The organism is Pseudomonas sp. GP01-A4 (genome assembly GCF_058780865.1).
In genome coordinates, this window is the sequence record NZ_JBYSWF010000084.1 from 1 (window position 1) to 18,282 (window position 18,282).

The following is an 18,282-nucleotide window of genomic DNA, read 5'->3' on the forward strand; positions in this document are numbered from 1 at the left end:
CCCCCTGCCCGCCCAGTGCAAAAAAAGCCATTGTGTTATCGCGATTGCCGATGTTATGTTTCTAACAGACATCAAAATCATGAAACATGAGTAACATCAATGACCGGCCTGCGCGAAAACGTCATGGATAAAAACAGCTTCCAGCGCACGCTGGAACAGCAGTTCCCGACGCTGACGCCCACCGGCAAGCGCATCGCGACCTACCTGCTGGGCAACCTGCAACAGCTGCCGTTCGAAACCGCCGACAGCATCGCCCAGCAAGCCGGCACCACCGGGATTTCAGTGGGGCGTTTCTTGCGAACCCTGGGTTATCGCAACCTCGATGACGTCAAGCAAGGCCTGCGCGGCGACCCGCAAGCCTCCTGGCTGATCACCGACCGCCTGGGTGCGTTTCGCCAGGAGAACGATCAGGAAGACGCCCTCGACCGTTCCCTCAACCGCGAGATCGAAGCCATCCAGCATGTGTACGGCCTGGCCCACAGCCAGGGTTTCGCCGACATCGTGCAGCACATCGTGGACGCCGACGCGGTGTTTATCCTCGGCATCCAGTCCACCCGGGGCATCCTCAATGCGTTCCACAGCCACCTGGAATACATCCGTCCCAAGGTCTATTACGTCGATGGCCTGTCGGGGATCTACGCCGAGACCCTGAACTCCGGCTTTGAAAAACCCTACGCCATTACAGCGGACTTCCGCGCCTATTCCAGCATCACGCCCACGTTCTGCGAGACCGCGAACGCCCAGGGTCTACCCTTGGCGCTGATCACCGATTTGCAATGCCCCTGGGCCCGGGACTACGACCTGGACCTGCTGCAACTGAAAACCGATGTCGGTCAGTTCTGGGACTCCATGGCGCCCCTGACGTGCCTGTTCAACCTGATGGTGTCTGCCGTCGCTGACCGCTACGGCGAGCGACTGGATGCACGCCTGGCAAAAAACCGCGCCCTGCAACAGGCCTTCGGCCAGTTCGAATCCTGACCCTGGAAAGGAAATCTTTGAGTGAATACCAGCCCATTGGTAGAAATCGCCCCACCGGAATACCCGGTACAGGTCGACCTGATCTACGCCAGTGCCGACAACCTGGCAGGCACCGTGATCTACCGCAATGCCCGCTGCCTGCTGCACGCCGAAGCGGCGGCCTGCTTGCGCAAGGCGAGCCTGTTGGCACGCCACGCCGGCATGACCCTGCTGATCTACGACGCCTATCGGCCGGCCTACGCCCAGCAACTGCTGTGGCAAGCCCTGCCCAACCCGGACTACGTGCGCGACCCGCGCCTGGGCTCGCACCACACCCGCGGCGTGGCCGTCGACCTGACGCTGATTGATGAACACGGCACCCCCCTGGACATGGGCACGGCGTTTGATGCCATGGAGCCCAAGTCCCACCAGTTCTACCCCGACCTGCCGCCGCAGGTGCAGCGCAACCGCCTGCTGTTGTTGGGCATCATGCTCGGCGCCGGCTTCAAGGCGATTGCCACCGAGTGGTGGCACTACGAGTTGCCGGATGCCGAACTTTTCCCATTAATTGAGGAGTCACACTGATCACAAGGACCGTACCATCACAATAATTAGCAGCACCCTTTAGCTCCAACTGCCCGGTTATAGATTTCATAAAAATAAACCAACCCGCTTTTTCCTCTAAATAATCAAGGAAACCGGCATGACCCCAAGCAACCGCAAGACCCTCGCACTCTCCCTGCTGTGCGCCGCCCTGAGCCTGGGCGCGTGGCAATCGGCAAGTGCCGCGGCGCCCAAAGACACCCTGATGATCGGCAAGGCCGCCGACCCGCAAACCCTCGACCCGGCCGTGACCATCGACAACAACGATTGGGCGGTGACGTACCCGGCGTACCAGAAGCTGGTGGCCTACAAAGTCGAAAACGGCAAGGGCAGCACCGAGGTCAAGGGCGACCTGGCCGACAGCTGGACCACCTCGGCCGACGGCCTGGTGTGGGACTTCAAACTCAAGCCCGGCAACAAGTTCGATGACGGCGCCGAGGTCGACGCCAATGCGGTGAAGTTCTCCTTCGACCGCGTGATGCAGCTCAAGCAAGGCCCGTCGGGTGCGTTCCCGGATGACATGAAAGTCACCGTGGTCGACCCGCTCACCGTGCGCTTCACCCTGGCCAAGCCCTACGCGCCCTTCCTTTACACCCTCGCCCATAACGGCGCCGGCATCATCAACCCGGACGTGGTGAAACAGGGCGACGTCAACGCCTACCTCTCCACCCACACCGCCGGCTCCGGCGCCTTCCGCCTGAGCAACTGGCAAAAGGGCCAGAGCCTGACCCTGGAACCCAACACCTACTACGCCGGCACCAAGCCCGCGCTGAACAAGGTGGTGATCAAGATCATCAGCGAAGCCTCGGTACGCCGCCTGCAACTGGAACGCGGTGACCTGGACATCGCCGAAGACATGCCCCAGGACCAGCTCACCAACCTGGCCAAAAAGAAAGACGTGGTGATCAAGGAATTCCCGTCGCTGCGGGTGACCTACCTGTACCTCAACAACCAGAAAGCCCCGCTGAACAACCAGAATGCGCGCCAGGCGATCGTTGATGCGGTGGACTACAAAGGCATTGTCGACGGCATCCTCAAGGGCCAGGCCAAGTTGATGAACGGGCCGATTCCTGCCGGCATGTGGGCCAATGACCCGAGCCTGCCCTTGATGAAACAGGACCTGGACAGCGCGGGCGCGAACCTGAAGAAACTCCCGGAAAAAATCACCAACCTGAACTACATGTACTCCGACAAGGACCCGGACTGGGAATCCATCGGCCTGACCCTGCAAGCCAGCCTGGCGCCGCTGGGGATCAACCTGAAGATGGAAAAACTGGCCAACGCCACCATGCGCGAGCGCCTGGGCAAGGGTGACTTCGACGTGTCCATCGGCTCGTGGGCACCGGACTTCTCCGACCCCTACATGTACATGAACTTCTGGTTCGACTCCTCCCTGCAAGGCCTGCCGGGCAACCGTTCGTTCTACAGCAACCCGGTGGTGGACAAGCTGATTCGCGATGCGGCGGCCAACAACGACACGGCCAAGCGCACCGAGCTGTATCAGGAAGCCCAGAAGATCGTGCTCAAGGACAGCGTGTACGCCTACCTCTATCAGAAGAACTACACCCTGCCGATGCGTGATTCGGTGAAGGGTTATGTGTTCCATCCGATGCTGGAGCAGGTGTTCAACGTGGCTGAGATCAGTAAGTAACACGCGATCAAATGTGGGAGCGGGCTTGCTCGCGAAAGCGGTGTATCAGTTACCCGATGTATGACTGACCCACCGTATTCGCGAGCAAGCCCGCTCCCACACTGGACCTGCTGTGTTTTCCAGGCTGTATTCCTGATCCAAATGTCTCGCGTTACCGAGGAGCCCTCATGGCCTTCCTGAATATGTTGCGCAAACGCCTGTTCGGCCTGATCCTGGTCGTCGTCGGCGTTTCGCTGATTACCTTCTGCATCTCCCACCTGATCCCGGGTGACCCGGCGCGCCTGATTGCCGGCGACCGGGCCAGCGACGCCATTGTCGAGAACATCCGCCATCAACTGGGCCTCGACCTGCCGCTGTACCAGCAATACGGCCGCTACATGAGCGACCTGCTGCACGGCGACCTCGGCACCTCGATCCGCACCAGCCGCCCGGTGCTGGAAGACCTGAAAGCGTTCTTCCCCGCGACCCTCGAACTGGCGGTCGCCGCCCTGCTGCTCTCGGTACTGGTGGGCGTACCGCTGGGGGTGCTGTCAGCGGTGTATCACAACCGCGCCATCGACCAGATCGCCCGAACGCTGGCGGTTACCGGCATTTCCACGCCGGCCTTCTGGCTCGGCCTGGGCCTGATCGTGTTGTTCTACGGCCAGCTCGGCTGGCTGCCCGGCAGCGGGCGGCTGGATGAAGGCCTCGAACCACCGCGCACCATCACCGGGTTCTACCTGATCGACTCGCTGCTGGCCGGCGATATCCCGCTGTTCCTGAATGCCCTGGAACACCTGATCCTGCCCGCCGTCACCCTGGGTTTCGTCAACCTCGGCGTGGTCGCCCGGCAGATTCGTTCGGCGATGCTCGACCAGTTGGGCGAGGACTACATCCGTACCGCCCGCGCCTACGGCCTGTCGCGCTGGGCGGTGATCCTGCGCCACGCCTTGCCCAACGCGCTGATCCCGTCGATCACCGTGCTCGGCCTGACCCTCGGCGACCTGCTGTACGGCGCGGTGCTGACCGAAACCGTGTTCGCCTGGCCGGGCATGGGTGCCTATGTGGTGAAGTCGATCCAGTCCCTGGATTTCCCGGCGGTGATGGGCTTCGCGATCCTGGTGTCGTTTATTTATGTACTGCTGAACATGCTGATCGACCTGCTCTACCGGGTGGTCGACCCGCGCATCGGCGAGGTGAATTGAGATGACCGCTCCCCTGACCATGCCCGTACCGGTGCCCCTGGAACAGCGCCCCACCTGGCGTGCGCGAATGGAGTACCTGGGCTATCAAATACGCCGCAGCCCGCTGACCATCGCCGGCCTGACCATCACCTTGATCGTGCTGATCTGCATGGCCTTCGCCCCCTGGTTGGCGAGCCATGACCCCAATGCCTTGAACCTGGCGCAACGCCTGGCCGAGCCCTCCGCCGAACATTGGTTCGGCACCGATGAAGTCGGCCGCGACCTGTTCAGCCGGGTGCTGTACGGCAGCCGCCAGTCGGTGGGCGTGGGCCTGTTCGTGGCGTTTTCGTCCTGCCTGGTGGGCGGGCTGCTGGGCTGCCTGTCGGGGATTATCGGCGGGCGTTTCGACAGCCTGATCATGCGCCTGATGGACATCATGCTGTCGGTGCCGTCCCTGGTGCTGATCATGGCCCTGGCCGCCGCACTGGGCCCGAGCCTGTTCAATGCGATGCTGGCGATCACCGTGGTGCGCATCCCGTTCTATGTGCGCCTGGCCCGGGGCCAGGCCCTGAGCATTCGCCAGATGGGCTACGTCAAGGCATCCCAGACCTTCGGCGCCGGGCGCTGGCACATCGTGTCGTGGCACGTGGGCCGCAATGCGATGCCGCCGTTGCTGGTGCAACTGAGCCTGGACATCGGCAGCGCGATCCTGATGGCCTCGGCCCTGGGTTTCATCGGCCTGGGTGCACAGCAGCCCACCGCCGAATGGGGCGCGATGGTTGCCACCGGGCGCAATTTCATTCTCGACAACTGGTGGTACTCGACCTTTCCGGGGCTGGCGATCCTGGTCACCGCGACCGGCTTCAACCTGCTGGGTGACGGTGTTCGTGACCTGCTCGACCCACGGCAACAGGGGAAATGACCATGTCCAGTCCGGCAGTGCTTGCCATCGACAACCTGAGCCTGGAATTCCCGGCTTACCGCAACAACGTCCAGGCACTCAACGGCGTGTCGTTGCACGTCAACCCCGGCGAAGTCGTCGGCGTAGTGGGTGAATCCGGCTCCGGCAAATCCGTGACCGCGATGCTCAGCCTGCGCCTGCTGCCGGAGCGCAGTTACCGGATCACCGCCGGCAGCTTGCAGATGCTCGGCCGCGACATGCTCGGTGCCAGCGAGAAGGAGCTGCTGCAGATCCGCGGGCGTGACGCGGCGATGATCTTCCAGGAGCCGATGACCGCGCTGAACCCGACCCGGCGCATTGGCCGGCAGATGCTCGATGTGATCATCCACCACCAGCGCCTGAGCAAGGCCGCCGCCCGTGCCAAGGCCATCGCCCTGCTCCGGGACATGCACATCGCCGACCCCGAGCAAGTGCTCGACAGCTACCCCTTCGAACTCTCCGGCGGCATGCGCCAGCGGGTGATGATCGCCTTGGCGTTTTCCTGCGACCCTCAGTTGCTGATCGCCGATGAACCCACCACTGCCCTCGACGTCACCGTGCAACGCCAGGTGCTGTTGCTGCTGCGGGAAAAAGCCCGGGAACGCGGCACCGCGATCCTGCTGATCACCCACGACATGGCTGTGGTCTCGCAGTTCTGCGACCGGGTGTATGTGATGTACACCGGCGCCGTGGTGGAAGAAGGCCCCACCGCCCAGGTGATGAGCGACCCGCGCCACCCCTACACCCAAGGGTTACTCAGCGGCTTGCCGGAACAGGTGAAACCCGGCGACGACCTGCTGACCATCCCCGGCCAGGTGCCCAACCTTGCCGCCCTGCCCTCAGGCTGCACCTTTCGCGAACGCTGCCCCCAGGCCATGAGCCAATGCATCGAGCGCCCGCGCCTGGACCTGATCAACCCTGCCGGCACCCGCAAAAGTGCGTGCTGGCTGACTGCCGGGGAGTCGGTGCAATGACCGTGTCTCAAGATTCACTGCTGGCTTTGCGGGATGTACGGGTCAAGTTCCCGGTAAAAACCGACTGGCTGGGCCGCCCGCGCGGTTATGCCCACGCCCTCAACGGCATCGACTTGCAGGTGCGCCGTGGGGAAACCCTGGGGATTGTCGGCGAGTCCGGCTGCGGTAAAAGCACCCTCGCCCAATTGCTGATGGGCCTGGTCAAGCCCAGTGACGGTGAAGTGGACTGGGTCTACGAAAGTGCCCGGGAACGCCATCGGCATGTGCAGATCGTATTCCAGGACCCGCAATCGTCCCTCGACCCGCGCCTGCCCATCTGGAAAATCATTACCGAGCCGCTGTTCGCCCTTGGCGACACGCCCAAGAGTGAAATGCGCACCATCGCCGCCAAGGTCGCCGCGCAGGTAGGCATTCGCGCCGAATACCTGGACCGTTACCCGCACCAGTTTTCCGGTGGCCAGCGCCAACGGATCGCCATCGCCCGCGCGCTGGCGTCCAACCCGAGCATCCTGGTGCTGGACGAGCCGACCTCGGCCCTGGATATCTCGGTGCAGGCGCAAATCCTCAACCTGCTGGCCGAGCTGCAACGGCGGCTGGGGCTGACCTACATCCTGATCTCCCACAACGTTTCGGTGGTGCGGCACATGGCCGACCGGGTGGCGGTGATGTACCTGGGGCAGATCGTGGAACTGGGGTGTGCCGAGCAAGTGCTGGAGCAGCCGAAGCATCCGTATACCCAGCTGTTGCTGGAAGCGGTGCCCAAGCTGGGGGTGGCGCTGGACGATGCGTATGTCAGTGCACCGACAGAGCTGCCGGGGAACCGGGTGTTGCCGGGTGGGTGTTTCTTTCTCGACCGCTGCCCGAGGCGTACACAAGGCTGTGAGCGGCCGCAGCGGTTGACGGGTGGGATGAGTCAGCAGGTGCGCTGTCACCTGGAGCATCCGTGAGGCGTCCTTAACAAAATTTTCATGATTGCGCGGCTATGATCCGCCACCTCGTTGGGGAGTAGCCTGCTTCGGATTCTCGAAGCGTTCGTATCAACATTCTCGGCAACATGCCGTGGTGCGAACACCATTTTGGTTGGTGAGACCAGCGACACATCCATGCCTGAAGTCGGGCGTGTGGTTGTGTCGTTGACTCATACAGCCCGACTGGAAGCCTTACCGTGAACCCCATTTCCCTGATTCTTCTCGCCCTTGCCATGTCCACGGACGCCTTTGCGGCGGCCATTGGCAAAGGTTCCAGCCTGCACAAACCACGCTTGACCGAAGCCCTGCGGGCCGGGCTGATCTTTGGTGTGATCGAAGCGATCACGCCGATTATCGGCTGGGCCATCGGCCAGGCCGCCACTCGCTGGGTGGAACAGTGGGACCACTGGATCGCCTTTACCCTGCTGGTAGCCCTGGGCCTGCACATGATCTACAACGGCTTGAAGGCCGATGATCCAGAGGAAGAGAAACCGAGCCAGCACTCGTTCATGATTCTTGCCGTGACCGCGTTTGCCACCAGCATTGATGCCCTGGCGGTGGGCGTAGGCCTGGCGTTTGTCGACGTGAATATCCTGGTGGCCGCTGCGGCGATCGGCTTGGCGACGATGACCATGGTAACCATCGGCATGATGCTTGGCCGGGTGTTGGGGACTGTGGTCGGCAAGCGCGCCGAGATGGTTGGCGGCGTGGTGTTGATGCTGGTGGGTGCGACGATTTTGTATGAGCACCTGTCGGCCTAGAAACCGGCGAAGATCAAAATGTGGGAGCGGGCTTGTGTGGGAGCGGGCTTGCTCGCGAAAGCGGTGGTTCAGCTGGCAGATACGGCGACTGACACACCGCCTTCGCGAGCAAGCCCACTCCCACACAAGCCCGCTCCTACAGGGATCTGCAGCGATCAATCAGGCCGCGTATTTTTCTTTCTTCAGGCTCTCGATGTCGATCACGAACCGATACTTCACATCGCCCTTGAGCATGCGCTCGTAGGCGTCATTGATGCCCTGGATGTCGATCATCTCGATGTCCGAGACAATCCCGTGCCTGGCGCAGAAATCCAGCATGTCCTGGGTTTCCTGGATGCCACCGATCAACGACCCGGCCAGGCTGCGACGCTTGAAGATCAGGTTGAACACGGTCGGTGACGGGTGCGGGCTATCCGGGGCGCCCACCAGGGTCATGGTGCCGTCGCGCTTGAGCAGGTTGAGGAAGGCGTCGAGATTGTGGGACGCGGCCACGGTGTTGAGGATGAAGTCCAGGGAGTTGGCAACCTTGGCCATTTCGTCCGCGTTCTTCGACACCACCACTTCATCGGCCCCCAGGCGCAGGCCGTCTTCGCGCTTGTTCGGCGAGGTGGTGAACAGCACCACGTAGGCGCCCATGGCATGAGCGATTTTCACCGCCATATGGCCCAGGCCACCGAGGCCGACAACGCCGACGCGCTTGCCCGGCCCGACGTTCCAGTGGTGCAGCGGTGAGTAGGTGGTGATGCCTGCACACAGCAGCGGCGCGACCGCCGCCAGGTTGCTCTCGTCGTGAGAGATGCGCAGGACGAACTTCTCCTTGACCACGATATTGTCCGAGTAGCCGCCGAAGGTGTTTTCGCCGCCAAAAGCCGGGCCGTTGTAGGTGCCGGTGAAGCCGTTTTCGCAATACTGCTCCTCGCCCTCGGCGCAGGATTCGCAGTGCTGGCAGCTGTCGACCATGCAGCCGACACCGGCCAAATCGCCCACCTTGAACTTGCTGACATTGGCGCCCACGGCGGTCACCCGTCCAACGATTTCATGGCCCGGTACCGACGGGTACAGAGTGTTTTTCCATTCGTTGCGTACGGTGTGCAGGTCCGAGTGGCAGACGCCGCAATAGAGGATGTCGATCTGCACATCATCGGCCCCGGGGGCGCGACGTTCGAACGTGAAGGGTTTGAGGGAATCCTTGGAGTCACGAGCGGCGTAGCTGTAAGTCTTGGCCATTTCGTTCACCTGTTTGTTCAGACGGTAGAAAGCAGTTGACCAGCATAGACGCTGAACCGTTCAACCGAGCACAGGCATACAAGTCCCTCGTCCGATTCTGCGCCTATAGTATTGGCTGCCCTCTCACCCAAGGAGTTTTGCCATGAGCAACCTACGCACACAAGACGGTACCGAGCTCTACTACAAGGACTGGGGCACCGGCAAACCGGTGCTGTTCAGCCACGGCTGGCCGCTGGATGCCGATATGTGGGAATACCAGATGGAGTACCTGAGCAGCCGCGGCTACCGCACCATCGCGTTCGACCGCCGTGGTTTTGGCCGCTCGGACCAGCCCTGGACCGGTAACGACTACGACACCTTTGCCGACGATATCGCCCAGTTGATCAACCATCTGGATCTGCAGGACGTGACCCTGGTGGGCTTCTCCATGGGCGGCGGCGATGTCAGCCGCTATATCGCCCGCCATGGCAGCGCGCGCGTGGCCGGGCTGGTGTTGCTGGGGGCGGTGACGCCGCTGTTCGGGCAAAAGCCGGATTACCCGCAAGGGGTCGAGATGGCAGCGTTTGACGGGTTCAAGGCCGCGCTGCTGAAGGATCGCGCGCAGTTCCTGGCAGACTTCAATACGCCGTTCTATGGCATCAACAAGGGCCAACAGGTCTCCAGCGGTGTATTGACTCAAACACTGAACATCGCCCTGCTCGCCTCGCTCAAGGCGACGGTGGATTGCGTCACCGCGTTCTCGGAAACCGACTTCCGCCCGGACATGGCCAGGATCGACGTGCCGACCCTGGTTATCCACGGTGATGGTGACCAGATCGTGCCGTTCGAAACTACCGGCAAGGTCGCCGCGCAGATGATCAAAGGCGCGCAGTTGAAGGTGTACAAGGATGCCCCCCATGGTTTTGCGGTGACCCACCAGCAAGCCTTGAACGAAGATCTGCTGGCCTTCCTGCAACGCTGAGCCGATTGCGTTCTCCTGCGACGGCTTATTTCTGGCCGGGCTGACACCCGGCCTTTTCAGGCAGTCGTACTATTCCCCGGTGCCGGCAAACCCCGCGACGATCTCGTCGATCACCACCCGCACCCGGGCGGTGTGCCGCAGGTCGGCATGGGTCACCAGCCACACATCGTAGGGCAACGGCCGCGTACGGTCCGGCCACAGCCGCACCAGGCCGTCGCGTTCGCCGGAAACTATCGGAACCTCACCGATACCGATCCCTGCAGCGATGGAGCGGCGAACCAACAGGCTTGAACTCAAGGCCGCAACAATACGCCCGCGTCCCAGCGGCTCGCTGACCAGGGTCAGGTCCTTCTGGCTTTGCAGGTGCGGCTGGTACACCACCAGGTCGTGTCCTTCGAACAGGCTGCCCGGTTCGGGTGCGCCGTGCCGATCGATATACGCCTGCGAGGCAAACAGCCCCACCGGCCAGCGGGCGATGCGCCGGGCGATCAGGTCGGGGTTGTCCGGGCGGGTATTGCGCACCGCGATATCGGCTTCGCGTTTGGCCAGGTTAAGCAACTGGGTCGAAGCGTCCATCTGCACGCGCACGTCAGGGTGCGCATCGTGCAGCCGGGCAATGGCCGGAATCAGGAAGTCGATGGCCAGGGAATCAGTGGTGGTCACCCGTACGGTGCCGGTCAGGCGGTCGTCCAGGCCCAGGACCTGACGCTCCAGGTCAAGGGCCGAGCGCTCCATGTTCTCCACCGATTGCAACGCGGCTTCACCCACGGCGGTCAGCGCATAGCCTTCGGAGGTGCGCAGGAACAATGTTGCGTTCAAGGACTTTTCCAGGGCATTGACCCGTCGCCCCACGGTGGCCTGATCCACCCCCAGCACCCGCGCGGCTCCGCGTAATGTGGACTCGCGGCACACCGCGAGGAACACCCGCGCATCGTCCCAATTCATGGCTTTCCCCTTCGATGCATTTTTGCATCATCGTGACGTGTAATCGCAGCATTATTGCATCACTCATCACGGCTATGCTGGGCACCAGAGAAAATACCCAGGATCGCCAGCAGGCTGAACCGCTCGGTGACGGGCGCGGTCCCAACCCACACGTTCATTGCTACAGGTGCGCTCAAATGAATCTGCCCCACGAAATGACCCTGATCGAAATCACCAGCCCCGGCGGCCCCGAAGTCCTGCAACCACGCCAGGAGCCGGTACCTGTCGCCGGCCCCGGCGAAGTGCTGATCCGCGTGCACGCCGCCGGCGTCAATCGCCCGGACGCCCTGCAACGCGCCGGCACGTATCCGATGAAACCCGGCATGAGCCCGATTCCCGGGCTGGAAGTGGCCGGTGTGGTGGTCGCGCTGGGCGAAGGCGTCAGCGAGTACGCGCTGGGCGACAAGGTGTGCGCCCTGACCAATGGCGGCGGTTATGCGCAGTACTGCGCAGTGCCCGCCAGCCAGACCTTGCCGGTTCCCGATGGCCTGGACTGGATTCAGGCGGCAGCGATCCCGGAAACCTTCTTCACCGTATGGGCCAACCTGTTCGGCATCGGCGGTGCGCATAAAGGCCAGCGCGTGTTGATCCATGGCGGCACCAGCGGCATCGGCACCACCGCGCTGATGCTCTGCCGCGAGTTCGGTATCGAAGCGTTCGCCACCGCCGGCAGCGTGGAAAAATGCGCCGCCATCCGCGAGCTGGGAGCCGAGTCGATCAACTACCGGGAACAGAATTTCGCCGAGGTCATCGCTGACAAGACCGCGGGCAAGGGTGTCAATGTGGTCCTCGACATCATGGGTGGCTCCTACCTGAACGACAACATCAGCGCCCTGGCCATGGAAGGTCGCCTGGTGATGCTGGGCTTCCTCGGCGGCGCACGCGCCAAAGACATCGACCTGCTGGCGATCCTCGGCAAACGCGCGATCGTTACCGGCTCGTTGTTGCGCTCACGCACCCGGGAAGAAAAAGCCGCGATTGCCGCACAACTGCGCGAACACGTGTGGCCGGTGCTGTCGGCCGGGCGTTGCCTGCCGATGATCGATGAGGTGTATGCCTACACCGACGCCGCGAAGGCCCATGCGCGCATGGAAGGTGGCGACCATATCGGCAAGATTGTGTTGCGGGTGGATTGATAAACATGCGGAAAAACGGTTTATAACGTCATCAGAACAAAACACTGCGGTTAATGGAGGCTTCATGAAACTGGTCGGCATGCTGGACTCGCCCTACGTGCGCCGCGTGGCCATTTCCCTGGAACTGTACGGCGTCGCGTTCGAACACCAGGCATTGTCGGTGTTCAGCACCTTCGATGAGTTTTCCGGGATCAACCCGGTGGTCAAGGCCCCGACGCTGGTGCTCGACGACGGTACGATGCTGATGGATTCCGGCCTGATCCTCGAGTACCTGGAAGCCCTGGCGCCGGCCGGCAGCCGATTGCTGCCCCCGTCAGCCCCAGCGCTTGCCAGGGATCTGCAAGTGATCGGCCTGGCGCTGGCAGCGTGCGAAAAGACCGTGCAGATCGTCTACGAACATCACCTGCGGCCCGCCGAAAAACTGCATCAGCCGTGGATCGACCGCGTGACCGGACAACTGCTGGCGGCCTATGCGTTATTGGAGGCGCGGGTGGCCGAGCGCGACAGCGACTTGCCGCTGACCCAGGCGAGCCTGACGGTGGCGGTCGCCTGGTCCTTCACCCAGCTGAAGATAGCCGACGTCGTGAAGGCCGATGCGTTTCCCCACTTGCAACGCCACGCGGCCCTCGCCGAGCAGCACCCGGCATTCGGCAAATACCCGATCGAGTAGCCCGTGCCTACCCGGCATACACCGGATAATCGGTGAAGCCCACCTCGGTGCCGCCATACAGGCCGTCCGCGTTCAACGGGTTCAGCGGCCAACCGTTGAGCAGGCGTTGGGGCAAGTCGGGATTGGCAATGTACGGCCGGCCAAACGCGATCAGGTCTGCCAGCCCCGCCTCTACCAGCCGCACGCCGCGCTCTGCGGTGTAGCGGCCGGCGTAGATGATCCGGCCGCTGAAGGTGTCACGCACCGCCTGGCGGAACGACTCGGGCAACTCGGGGGCATTGTCCCAGTCGGCCTCGGCAATCGACACGTAGGCGATGCCGGCCGCCTCAAGCACCTTGATCGCCTCGATGTAGGTGTGATGCGGGTCTTCCTCGACGAGGCCGATGTAGACCCGGTCCTGGTCAGTGCCGCTGAACAACGGCGCAAAGCGCACACCCAGGCGCTGCGGGCCGACTACTTCGGCCACCGCCTCGACGATTTCCCGCAGGAACCGCAGGCGATTGTGCAGTGAGCCACCGTATTCATCGTCGCGCTGGTTGGAATGCGCCGAGATGAACTGGTTGACCAGGTAGCCGTTGGCCGAATGAATTTCCACGCCATCGAAGCCTGCGGCCAATGCATTTTTTGCAGCCTGGGCGTAAAGCCCCACCAACTCCTTGACCTCGGCGGTAGCCAGGGCGCGCGGCTCGGGTGGCTGCACCAACTTACCGGTGCCGGGCCCGGTTGCAACGAATGCCTTGGCTTGCTGCGGCTGGATCGCCGACGGCGCAACGGGTGCTGCGCCGTCGGGCTGCAGTTCGTGATGGGACACACGACCCACATGCCAAAGCTGGGCGAAGATCACGCCGCCTTCGGCATGCACGGCATCGGTCACGGTACGCCAGCCGTCAATCTGCTCCGGTGTGTAGATGCCCGGGGTCCAGGCGTAACCCTGGCCGCGAGGCTCGATCTGCGTGCCCTCGCTGACCATGAAGCCGGCGGTAGCACGCTGGCGGTAATAAAGCGCCATCAAGTCCGTGGCGATATCACCGGGCTGGGCACTTCGCTGGCGGGTAAGCGGCGGCAGGACGATGCGGTTTTTCAGGGTGTGGTGCCCCAGTGTGATCGGGGTACCTAAAGCGCTGTTGCTCATGGGGGAAAGTTCCGGATTCAAATTTCAGACAAGCAGAAGCTGCCGGCTCCCGCTCAGGGGAGCCGCCAACAACGTACTTTTGGGGGGGATTCAGCGGGTTACGCGGTCAGCTTCAACAGCGCTTTGGCAACGTCACTGGAACTGGCAGGATTCTGCCCGGTGACCAGCAGGCCATCTTCAATCACAAAGGACTGCCAATCGGCACCCTTCTCATACGTGCCGCCCAGCGCCTTGAAATCATCCTCGATCAGGAACGGCACCACGTCGGTCAGGCCAACCGCCGCTTCTTCGGAGTTGGAGAAGCCGGTGACGCGTCGGCCCTTGACCAGCGGCTCGCCGTTGACCGCCTTGACGTGACGCAAGGCGCCCGGGGCGTGGCACACAAAGCCAATCGGCTTGCCCGCACGCTCGAAGGCTTCGATCAGGGCGATGGAGGTTTTCGACTCTGCCAGGTCCCACAGCGGGCCGTGGCCGCCTGGGTAGAACACGGTGTCGAAGTCGCCGGCGTTGACCGACTCCAGCTTCACGGTGGTGGCCAGGGCCTGTTGCGCCGCCGGGTCAGTGGCGAAGCGGCGGGTCTGGTCGGTTTGCGAATCCGGCAGGTCGCTGACCGGGTCCAGGGGCGGCTGCCCACCGGCCGGCGAAGCCAGGGTCACGTCGGCCCCGGCGTCCTTGAACGCGTAGTAGGGAGCAGCAAATTCTTCGAGCCAGAACCCGGTCTTGCGGCCGGTGTTGCCAAGCTGGTCGTGAGAAGTCAAAACCATCAATACTTTCATGTGCCAGTGCCTCGGGGTGATGTGGGTTGGAATGGAATCAAGCTTAGGAGCCGGGCCAAAACCGCACAATGTCATGTCCGCAAGGATTCCGGACATTGCGCCAAGGCGGTTGCCGTTTCCCTGGCACACGCCGACAATCACCGCTCCGCGCCCCCTGGAGAGATGAGATGCACAGCATTGCGCTGATGGTGTACCCGAACTTTCAATCCTTGAGCCTCAGCCTGGGCTCGGTGTTCGAGTGCGCGAATCTGCTGCGTGGCGAGCAAGCGTATGAATTTCACCTGGTGTCGGAAAGTGGCGGCCCGATCATGACGTCCCAGGGCTTCTCGGTGAACAGCACGCCGATCCGGCCCGAGGGCTATGACACATTGATCGTCAGCGGTTACCTGGAGTTCCAACTGCCTGACGCCAGCCTGCCGAGGCTGGTCCAGGCGGCGTCCAAACAGTCGCGACGGATTGCTTCGTTGTGCATGGGCATCTTCGTGCTGGCCGAGGCCGGATTGCTTGAAGGCAAGCGCGCCACCACCCACTGGCTGCACGCACCGGCCTTTGCCAAGCGCTACCCGCAGATTCGCCTGGAGGAAGACAAGCTGTTCGTGGTCGACGGCCAGATCTGGACCGGTGCCGGCATGAGCGCCGGGGTGGACCTGGCACTGGCGATGGTGGAGAACGACCTGGGCAGCGACCTCGCCCGCCGCATCGCGCGCAAGCTGGTGATTGCCCAGCGCCGTGGCAGCGAACAGTCGCAGCTATCGGCGTTGCTGGAACTCGACCCCAAGTCCGACCGTGTGCAGCTGGCCCTGGCCTACGCCCGGGAGAACCTGACCCACGACCTTTCGGTCGAGGCCCTGGCGGCCGTGGCGCGGCTCAGCCCACGCCAGTTCAGCCGGGTGTTTCGCGAGGAGACCGGGCAAACCCCGGCCAAGGCCATCGAATCCCTGCGGGTGGAAGCCGCCCGGGCAATGATGGAAACCAGTCGGCATCCGGTGGAAGTGGTCGCCCGCGAGACCGGGTTCGGTGATCGCGAGCGCATGCGCCAGGCGTTCCTGCGGGCGTTCGGCCAGCCGCCACAGGCGATGCAGGCGGCATTGTTCAGTGCAGGGGCTGGCGCCGCTTTCAGTTGATGGTTCAGTGCAACGCCGCGCGCGTCACCAGGAAGCTCAGCAGGTTCGGCTCATCGTCCAGCTCGATGGCCTGCACCGGACGCGGCAGGTTATCCAACACCGTGCGCCAGAACGCCTGGCTCACTTCATCCTGATCATAGAAACGCACCAGCCAGTTCGCCTCGCCGCTGCTCAAGACCTGGGTGGCGATGGCGCGGCCAATGCCTTTGCGGCGATAGCGTTTCAAGATGAACAGGTCCGCCAGTTCCAGCGCGTCGATCCCTGGGAGTTCGCTGCCTTCGATCAGCAGGAAACCGGCGATAAAGCCATCGACCAATAACAGGTTGGCGCTCCATTGCGGGTCTTCCCAGTAGCGGGCCAGGTGCTCCTCATGGATGTAGAAGCGACCGTCCACCTCGACATCTTCCTGTTCCCAGTCCGAGGACTCGTAGGCGTAGAACTGGTAAAGGTTGGCGATCAACGTGGCGTGTTCCGGGCCGGTCTCGATCAGTTCGACGGTGGTATCGGGGATTGCAGGCATGGGCATCTCGGCAAAAAAACAGGCCGCCATTGTCAACAAAGCCACCTGCAATGCCAATACACCGGCCAAGCTTTCTGCTTGCTGAACCGATCGCGCTTTTCTCGTGTCAACGACAAAATCGTTACAAAGTTAGACTAAACTCCGCGTCACTTCCCTCCCCTTGCTTTCAGGATAAGTACTTTGACAAACGTCTGCACCAGCGGCCTCGATGTCGGCTTTGCGTCCCTGGATTACCTGCAAATAGGCATCCTGGGCATCATTCAGGGCATCACCGAATTGTTGCCCGTGTCTTCCACCGCCCACATGCGCATCGTGCCCGCCCTGCTCGGCTGGCCGGATCCCGGCTCGGCGTTTTCCGCAGCCATGCAGTTGGCCGCACTGGCAGCAGTGGTCAGTTACTTCTGGAAGGATGTACGCCAGGTCACGGTCGGCAGCATCACTGCGGTGCGCCAGGGTGACTACAACAACCAGTGGTTCAAGCTGGCGGTGGCCATTGTGCTGGCGACGATTCCGATCGGGATTGCCGGGATAGCCTTGTCGTCGACCCTCAACTCCTGCAACTCGCCGCTGCGCGGGCTGATGGTGATCGGGATTTCCTGCCTGGTGATGGCGGTGCTGCTGGCGGCGGCTGAACTCAGCGCGAGGCATAAGCGCACGGTGGGCGAAATGCGCCTGCGGGATGCGCTGATTGTCGGCATTGCGCAGATCGGCGCGCTGATTCCAGGGGTTTCCCGCTCGGGCTCGACCCTGACCGCCGCACTGTTCCTCAACTTCAAGCGTGAAGAAGCGGCGCGGTTTTCGTTCCTGCTGGGCTTGCCGGCGATCGCCCTCGCGGGGCTGAAAGAGCTGTGGGTATTGTTCCACGCCGACCTGCCCGCCCACGCCTGGCCGCATTTGATCTTTGGCCTGGTGGTTGCCAGTGTGTCGGCGTTCTTCGCGATCTGGGGCCTGATGAAGTTCCTGGAGCGATTCTCCACCTGGCCGTTCGTGATCTACCGCGCGGTGCTGGGGGTGTTCCTGATTGTGGCGGTGAGCACCGGGTTGTTGGCCTAAGGCACGCGGTCGGCCAGTTCTTCGAGCAAATCCGCAGACGGTATGAAGAACAGGCCGCCGGTGACCGCCGTGCTGAAGTCCAGCAGGCGGTCATAGTTGCCGACCGGTCGGCCGACAAACATGTTCTCCAGCATCAACTCCAAAGGCTCTGGCGAGCGCGCGTAGCCGATAAAGTACGTCCCGAATTCCCCCGCGCCCGGCCGGCCAAAGGGCATGTTGTCCCGCAGGATCTTCACTTCCTCGCCGTCCTTGGTGATGGTGGTCAATGCACTGTGGGAATTGCTCGGCTTGGTCGCATCGTCGAGCTCGATGTCCGACAGCTTGGTGCGCCCGATCACCCGCTCCTGCGCCTCCACCGACAATTCATTCCAGGCCTGCATGTTGTGCAGGTACTTCTGCACCATTACATAGCTGCCGCCGCTGAACGCCGGATCCTCATCACCGACGATGGTGAAACCCACCGCCTTGCGCCCGACCGGGTTCTCGGTGCCGTCGACAAAACCGATGATGCTGCGCATGTCGAAATAGCGGAAACCCTGGACCTCGTCCACCACCGTCACCGCATCCCCCAGCGCCGCCATCAACTGGGTGGCCAATTCGAAACACAGGTCCATCTGCTCGGCACGAATGTGCAGCAGGATATCCCCCGGGGGGGGGGGGGGGGGGGGGGGGGGGGGGGGGG

Annotated in this window: 19 protein-coding genes and 1 riboswitch; of the genes, 13 read left to right on the plus strand and 6 right to left on the minus strand. The window is 62.7% G+C overall.

Features of this window, described 5'->3' with window-relative positions:
* The first annotated feature begins 123 nt into the window (after positions 1 to 123).
* From AC3WKX_RS30500 to mntP, 8 genes are all read left to right on the plus strand, one after another.
* Positions 124 to 978, plus strand: coding sequence for a MurR/RpiR family transcriptional regulator (locus AC3WKX_RS30500; protein WP_102606100.1), 855 nt, complete (start codon positions 124 to 126; stop codon positions 976 to 978).
* 21 nt (positions 979 to 999) lie between these two features.
* On the plus strand, positions 1,000 to 1,542 hold the full coding sequence (gene ddpX / locus AC3WKX_RS30505; RefSeq protein WP_102606089.1) for a D-alanyl-D-alanine dipeptidase: 543 nt from the start codon (positions 1,000 to 1,002) through the stop codon (positions 1,540 to 1,542).
* Positions 1,543 to 1,660: 118 nt separating this feature from the next.
* Positions 1,661 to 3,211: an ABC transporter substrate-binding protein gene (locus AC3WKX_RS30510; RefSeq protein WP_008431417.1), complete on the plus strand. Its 1,551-nt coding sequence runs from the start codon at positions 1,661 to 1,663 to the stop codon at positions 3,209 to 3,211.
* Positions 3,212 to 3,378: 167 nt separating this feature from the next.
* Positions 3,379 to 4,395, plus strand: coding sequence for an ABC transporter permease (locus AC3WKX_RS30515; protein WP_008431420.1), 1,017 nt, complete (start codon positions 3,379 to 3,381; stop codon positions 4,393 to 4,395).
* A 19-nt stretch (positions 4,396 to 4,414) separates the two neighbouring features.
* Positions 4,415 to 5,296: a D,D-dipeptide ABC transporter permease gene (ddpC, locus tag AC3WKX_RS30520; RefSeq protein ID WP_032868129.1), complete on the plus strand. Its 882-nt coding sequence runs from the start codon at positions 4,415 to 4,417 to the stop codon at positions 5,294 to 5,296.
* Positions 5,293 to 6,288 carry an ABC transporter ATP-binding protein gene (locus AC3WKX_RS30525; protein ID WP_032898749.1) on the plus strand — a complete coding sequence of 332 codons (996 nt, stop codon included), beginning with the start codon at positions 5,293 to 5,295 and terminating at the stop codon, positions 6,286 to 6,288. The genes ddpC and AC3WKX_RS30525 overlap by 4 nt, the downstream gene beginning before the upstream one ends.
* Positions 6,285 to 7,235, plus strand: a complete 951-nt coding sequence (locus AC3WKX_RS30530) for an oligopeptide/dipeptide ABC transporter ATP-binding protein (protein WP_003220120.1) — start codon at positions 6,285 to 6,287, stop codon at positions 7,233 to 7,235. Before AC3WKX_RS30525 ends, AC3WKX_RS30530 begins: the two co-directional genes overlap by 4 nt.
* A 40-nt stretch (positions 7,236 to 7,275) precedes the next feature.
* Positions 7,276 to 7,443, plus strand: a riboswitch (yybP-ykoY riboswitch).
* A 10-nt stretch (positions 7,444 to 7,453) separates the two neighbouring features.
* Positions 7,454 to 8,017, plus strand: coding sequence for a manganese efflux pump MntP (mntP, locus tag AC3WKX_RS30535; protein WP_003220119.1), 564 nt, complete (start codon positions 7,454 to 7,456; stop codon positions 8,015 to 8,017).
* A 159-nt stretch (positions 8,018 to 8,176) separates the two neighbouring features.
* Here the strand turns inward: mntP and AC3WKX_RS30540 are convergent, their stop codons facing one another.
* On the minus strand, positions 8,177 to 9,244 hold the full coding sequence (locus AC3WKX_RS30540) for an NAD(P)-dependent alcohol dehydrogenase (RefSeq protein ID WP_102606091.1): 1,068 nt from the start codon (positions 9,242 to 9,244) through the stop codon (positions 8,177 to 8,179).
* Positions 9,245 to 9,386: 142 nt separating this feature from the next.
* Between AC3WKX_RS30540 and AC3WKX_RS30545 the strand changes: the two genes are divergently transcribed.
* Entirely contained in the window at positions 9,387 to 10,205 is an 819-nt protein-coding gene (locus tag AC3WKX_RS30545) for an alpha/beta fold hydrolase (RefSeq protein ID WP_102606092.1), read from the plus strand.
* A 69-nt stretch (positions 10,206 to 10,274) separates the two neighbouring features.
* On the opposite strand, the gene AC3WKX_RS30550 is transcribed toward AC3WKX_RS30545, so the two are convergent.
* A complete protein-coding gene (locus AC3WKX_RS30550) occupies positions 10,275 to 11,150 on the minus strand; it encodes a LysR family transcriptional regulator (protein WP_008431428.1) in 876 nt (291 codons plus the stop codon).
* 176 nt (positions 11,151 to 11,326) lie between these two features.
* Between AC3WKX_RS30550 and AC3WKX_RS30555 the strand changes: the two genes are divergently transcribed.
* Both AC3WKX_RS30555 and AC3WKX_RS30560 read left to right on the plus strand, forming a co-directional pair.
* Positions 11,327 to 12,325, plus strand: coding sequence for an NAD(P)H-quinone oxidoreductase (locus AC3WKX_RS30555; RefSeq protein WP_102606093.1), 999 nt, complete (start codon positions 11,327 to 11,329; stop codon positions 12,323 to 12,325).
* Positions 12,326 to 12,389: 64 nt separating this feature from the next.
* On the plus strand, positions 12,390 to 12,995 hold the full coding sequence (locus tag AC3WKX_RS30560) for a glutathione S-transferase (RefSeq protein ID WP_102606094.1): 606 nt from the start codon (positions 12,390 to 12,392) through the stop codon (positions 12,993 to 12,995).
* A gap of 7 nt (positions 12,996 to 13,002) precedes the next feature.
* On the opposite strand, the gene AC3WKX_RS30565 is transcribed toward AC3WKX_RS30560, so the two are convergent.
* Together AC3WKX_RS30565 and AC3WKX_RS30570 are read right to left on the minus strand one after the other, a co-directional pair.
* Positions 13,003 to 14,127: an alkene reductase gene (locus AC3WKX_RS30565; protein ID WP_102368728.1), complete on the minus strand. Its 1,125-nt coding sequence runs from the start codon at positions 14,125 to 14,127 to the stop codon at positions 13,003 to 13,005.
* Positions 14,128 to 14,225: 98 nt separating this feature from the next.
* Positions 14,226 to 14,903: a type 1 glutamine amidotransferase domain-containing protein gene (locus AC3WKX_RS30570; protein WP_102606095.1), complete on the minus strand. Its 678-nt coding sequence runs from the start codon at positions 14,901 to 14,903 to the stop codon at positions 14,226 to 14,228.
* A 167-nt stretch (positions 14,904 to 15,070) separates the two neighbouring features.
* Here AC3WKX_RS30570 and AC3WKX_RS30575 point away from each other — a divergent pair, with 167 nt between their 5' ends.
* A complete protein-coding gene (locus tag AC3WKX_RS30575) occupies positions 15,071 to 16,027 on the plus strand; it encodes a GlxA family transcriptional regulator (protein WP_003220105.1) in 957 nt (318 codons plus the stop codon).
* Positions 16,028 to 16,031: 4 nt separating this feature from the next.
* On the opposite strand, the gene AC3WKX_RS30580 is transcribed toward AC3WKX_RS30575, so the two are convergent.
* Complete coding sequence (locus AC3WKX_RS30580; protein WP_032898758.1) at positions 16,032 to 16,538, minus strand: GNAT family N-acetyltransferase; 507 nt, start codon at positions 16,536 to 16,538, stop codon at positions 16,032 to 16,034.
* A gap of 189 nt (positions 16,539 to 16,727) precedes the next feature.
* Here AC3WKX_RS30580 and AC3WKX_RS30585 point away from each other — a divergent pair, with 189 nt between their 5' ends.
* A complete protein-coding gene (locus AC3WKX_RS30585) occupies positions 16,728 to 17,600 on the plus strand; it encodes an undecaprenyl-diphosphate phosphatase (RefSeq protein WP_003220102.1) in 873 nt (290 codons plus the stop codon).
* On the opposite strand, the gene AC3WKX_RS30590 is transcribed toward AC3WKX_RS30585, so the two are convergent.
* On the minus strand, positions 17,597 to 18,282 hold a 686-nt coding region (locus tag AC3WKX_RS30590; protein WP_102636895.1), incomplete at its 5' end, for a Dyp-type peroxidase. The two genes, AC3WKX_RS30585 and AC3WKX_RS30590, sit on opposite strands and share 4 nt — an antisense overlap.

What these genes read in the sequence shown, in the direction of transcription:
- AC3WKX_RS30500 (WP_102606100.1), top strand. Translation starts at nt 124, where the DNA reads ATGGATAAAAACAGCTTCCAGCGCACGCTGGAACAGCAGTTCCCGACG.
- AC3WKX_RS30510 (WP_008431417.1), top strand. Translation starts at nt 1,661, where the DNA reads ATGACCCCAAGCAACCGCAAGACCCTCGCACTCTCCCTGCTGTGCGCC.
- AC3WKX_RS30515 (WP_008431420.1), top strand. Translation starts at nt 3,379, where the DNA reads ATGGCCTTCCTGAATATGTTGCGCAAACGCCTGTTCGGCCTGATCCTG.
- ddpC (WP_032868129.1), top strand. Translation starts at nt 4,415, where the DNA reads ATGCCCGTACCGGTGCCCCTGGAACAGCGCCCCACCTGGCGTGCGCGA.
- AC3WKX_RS30525 (WP_032898749.1), top strand. Translation starts at nt 5,293, where the DNA reads ATGACCATGTCCAGTCCGGCAGTGCTTGCCATCGACAACCTGAGCCTG.
- AC3WKX_RS30530 (WP_003220120.1), top strand. Translation starts at nt 6,285, where the DNA reads ATGACCGTGTCTCAAGATTCACTGCTGGCTTTGCGGGATGTACGGGTC.
- AC3WKX_RS30540 (WP_102606091.1), bottom strand. Translation starts at nt 9,244, where the DNA reads ATGGCCAAGACTTACAGCTACGCCGCTCGTGACTCCAAGGATTCCCTC.
- AC3WKX_RS30545 (WP_102606092.1), top strand. Translation starts at nt 9,387, where the DNA reads ATGAGCAACCTACGCACACAAGACGGTACCGAGCTCTACTACAAGGAC.
- AC3WKX_RS30550 (WP_008431428.1), bottom strand. Translation starts at nt 11,150, where the DNA reads ATGAATTGGGACGATGCGCGGGTGTTCCTCGCGGTGTGCCGCGAGTCC.
- AC3WKX_RS30555 (WP_102606093.1), top strand. Translation starts at nt 11,327, where the DNA reads ATGAATCTGCCCCACGAAATGACCCTGATCGAAATCACCAGCCCCGGC.
- AC3WKX_RS30560 (WP_102606094.1), top strand. Translation starts at nt 12,390, where the DNA reads ATGAAACTGGTCGGCATGCTGGACTCGCCCTACGTGCGCCGCGTGGCC.
- AC3WKX_RS30565 (WP_102368728.1), bottom strand. Translation starts at nt 14,127, where the DNA reads ATGAGCAACAGCGCTTTAGGTACCCCGATCACACTGGGGCACCACACC.
- AC3WKX_RS30570 (WP_102606095.1), bottom strand. Translation starts at nt 14,903, where the DNA reads ATGAAAGTATTGATGGTTTTGACTTCTCACGACCAGCTTGGCAACACC.
- AC3WKX_RS30575 (WP_003220105.1), top strand. Translation starts at nt 15,071, where the DNA reads ATGCACAGCATTGCGCTGATGGTGTACCCGAACTTTCAATCCTTGAGC.